Origin of the sequence: Moorena sp. SIO1F2 (assembly GCF_010672755.1) — a bacterium.
Taxonomy (GTDB): domain Bacteria; phylum Cyanobacteriota; class Cyanobacteriia; order Cyanobacteriales; family Coleofasciculaceae; genus Moorena.
The window spans coordinates 1-2874 of record NZ_JAAHFV010000545.1 but is presented as its reverse complement, the minus strand read 5'-3'; the positions used below and the strand labels follow the sequence as shown (position 1 = coordinate 2874).

The following is a 2874-nucleotide window of genomic DNA, read 5'->3' as shown; positions in this document are numbered from 1 at the left end:
GAATCGGGAATCGGGAATCGGGAATCGGGAATCGGGAATCGGGAATCGGGAATCGGGAATCGGGAATCGGGAATCGGGAATCGGGAATCGGGAATCGGGAATCGGGAATCGGGAATCGGGAATAGTAATAAGATTTGATTCTCTGTTGATGCACTAGCTCATGGGAAGCAGGGCTGTTTCATTCTCGTAAAACATAGATAGGGCTAATTTTACCCATCTCCCCATCTCCCCATCTCCCCATCTCCCCATCTCCCCATCTCCCCATCTCCCCACACCTCCCACACTTCCCACACTTCCCTCTCTTTCCCTACTCCCTACTCCCTACTCCCTACTCCCTACTCCCTACTCCCTACTCCCTTCAAACCTAATCACTCAACCACATGTAACCGTCGAGTAATCATAATCATCCCATCCCCCCGAATTAATATAGCTGAAATCCAGCGGTCTTCTGGTAACAGTGGGGCTCGGCCAACCTTAAAAATTCCCCCGGCAGCCAAAGATTCCAGGTCAATCTCCGTGGGATTAGTATAGCGCTTTGAGCTGACCGATTCTTCTATAGCTACTCCCAGCAGCAAATCATCTCCAAGGGGTTCGGTGACAATGGCATCAAAATTAAATCGCTGACCAATACGCACTTGTTCTGGTAATTTCACCGTTACCTTGGGAGGATTGGCTCCTGATGTGATTTGGGAACGCTCTGCCAAAATGGTTGAATTGACAATTTTTTGGTTTTCAAAGCGCTGACGCGATCGCAAAGTCGATTCAAATTTGGTCTTACTAGCATCCTGTTCGTTACTAGTAATATAAGTCACTGTTTCCGCCACAATCGCGTTACCCTCTTGCTGCCAATCCGTCAGTTCCGTGCGGTAATTCAACAAAGGGTAGCGCTGCCACAATTGAGTCAACGCTTCTGCCATCAACTGCCGACTTAAGCCATCGGAGTTAGTAAAATTAGCGCTATAGAATCCCAGCAACCCTTCAACATCCTTGCCATTAGCGAAGCGATCAATTTGGCTGAGGGTATCTTTAAGCTGAGGCGGTGCGGTTTCCGGACTATCTGCTTGGGCTTTCAGAGGAGAGCCGAGGGTCAACCCTGCCGTTAATAGTACAAATACTGACCAGTCCAAAGAAATAGACTTGACTTTAGTAGTAAAAGAGGATAGTCGTTGCAGTAAGGTTGCTGGATTGGTCATTGGTAACTGGTAACTGGTAATCGGTAACTGGTAACTGGTAACTGTTAATTAGTAACTAGTAACTGGTAATTAGTAATTGATCATCGATGATTGGAGAAAGGGTAATCCCTTGCACCAATCATACCAAATCTAGTTTGATAACCTATGTCTAGTCCAGACAGTCGTGATCTCGAGATTTTCATCGGTGGGCGTTCACCCTTAGCTTTGAAAAAGCGCGGGGTCGCACCACTGCTAGGGTTTTAGGAAGGATTTGTTCCCGATTCCCGATTCCCGATTCCCGATTCCCTATTGATGTAATGAGGTAGAAAGGATTTGTTCCGACTTCCCGATTCCCGACTCCCGACTCCCGATTCCCGATTCCCGATTCCCTACTCCCGATTCCCTACTCCGATTAACCCAAGTCAAACGTCCCTCACCCAATTGATCAAGGAGACCAATAGCCGTGTCTAAGTCACCCATTCGATTGCTGATTGCCGCTAGTGGTACGGGGGGACACATATTTCCCGCCCTCGCAGTAGCCCAACACTTACCCAATTACACTATTGAGTGGCTTGGTGTTCCTGACCGCATTGAAAATGAGTTGCTACCACCAGACTACCCCCTGCACACCATTGCCGTAGAAGGCTTTCAACAACGCTTCGGTCTTGGTACTCTAAGCATTGTTACCCGCCTGGTCAGTTCAATTTGGCAAGTGCGGCAACTGCTGAGAGAGGGTAAATTTGATGGTGTCTTCACCACTGGGGGTTACATCGCTGGACCTGCAATTATGGCAGCACGGTGGCAGGGTCTACCTACCATTATACATGAATCTAACGCCATTCCAGGAAAAGTAACCCGCTGGCTGAGTCCCTTTTGCAATACTGTAGCCCTAGGGTTTGAAGCCGCCTCCAAGTACCTACCCCGCATTAAAACTGTAACCGTTGGTACACCAGTGCGCGATAGTTTTCAACTGACTCAGGCCCTGGAACTCCCGATTCCACCAGAGGTACCCTTGATTGTGGTGGTTGGGGGTTCCCAAGGAGCAGTGGCAGTGAATAAACTAGTGCGCCAATGTGCTCCCGTCTGGTTTGAAGCTGGTGCTTGGATTGTTCATTTAACTGGAGAAAAAGACCCAGAGGCTGACACCCTGAGCCATCCTCAATACCTGTCTATGCCCTTTTATGACCAGATGGCACCATTACTGCAACGGGCAAACTTAGCCATTAGCCGTGCTGGTGCCGGAACCTTAACGGAGCTAGCTATAAGTGAAACACCAGCCATTCTGATTCCCTACCCTTATGCAGCAGAAGACCATCAAGCTTTCAATGCAGCTAGCTTTAAGGATTCTGGTGCTGCTTTAGTATTTCGTCAAGACCAGTTGACTCACGAAACGTTAGAACAGGAGGTGCTGGCTTTACTCAAGTCACCAACTAGGTTAGAAGATATGAAACAAAAAGCAGCTAGTCTTGCGATTAGGGATAGTGGAAAGCGTTTAGCCTCTCTAGTTCGTGAGTTAGTTGAACAATGAAATATTAAATGGGAAAGGGAGTAGGGAGCAGGGAATCGGGAATCGGGAATCGGGAGTAGGGAGTAGTGTAAAGATATCCGACTATTACCTATTCGCTATTCGCTAAAACCCCAAGGGCGTAAGTACCTCAGCTATTTGATAAGGGGCTATATGATCAGATTATAGCCCTTATCA

General features: G+C 47.9%; 4 protein-coding genes. 2 read left to right on the top strand and 2 right to left on the bottom strand.

The window, feature by feature from the left end:
• Nucleotides 1-153: 153 nt before the first annotated feature.
• Complete coding sequence (locus F6J94_RS32470; protein WP_293047793.1) at nt 154-291, bottom strand: hypothetical protein; 138 nt, start codon at nt 289-291, stop codon at nt 154-156.
• Nucleotides 292-368: 77 nt separating this feature from the next.
• Complete coding sequence (locus F6J94_RS32465) at nt 369-1193, bottom strand: nuclear transport factor 2 family protein (protein ID WP_293047790.1); 825 nt, start codon at nt 1191-1193, stop codon at nt 369-371.
• Nucleotides 1194-1505: 312 nt separating this feature from the next.
• Here F6J94_RS32465 and F6J94_RS32460 point away from each other — a divergent pair, with 312 nt between their 5' ends.
• Together F6J94_RS32460 and murG are read left to right on the top strand one after the other, a co-directional pair.
• On the top strand, nt 1506-1643 hold the full coding sequence (locus tag F6J94_RS32460; protein ID WP_293047788.1) for a hypothetical protein: 138 nt from the start codon (nt 1506-1508) through the stop codon (nt 1641-1643).
• Complete coding sequence (gene murG, locus F6J94_RS32455) at nt 1636-2700, top strand: undecaprenyldiphospho-muramoylpentapeptide beta-N-acetylglucosaminyltransferase (RefSeq protein ID WP_293047786.1); 1065 nt, start codon at nt 1636-1638, stop codon at nt 2698-2700. The genes F6J94_RS32460 and murG overlap by 8 nt, the downstream gene beginning before the upstream one ends.
• Nucleotides 2701-2874: the final 174 nt, after the last annotated feature.

Coding starts and splice junctions, on each gene's coding strand:
- F6J94_RS32465 (WP_293047790.1), bottom strand. CDS start 1,193: ATGACCAATCCAGCAACCTTACTGCAACGACTATCCTCTTTTACTACT.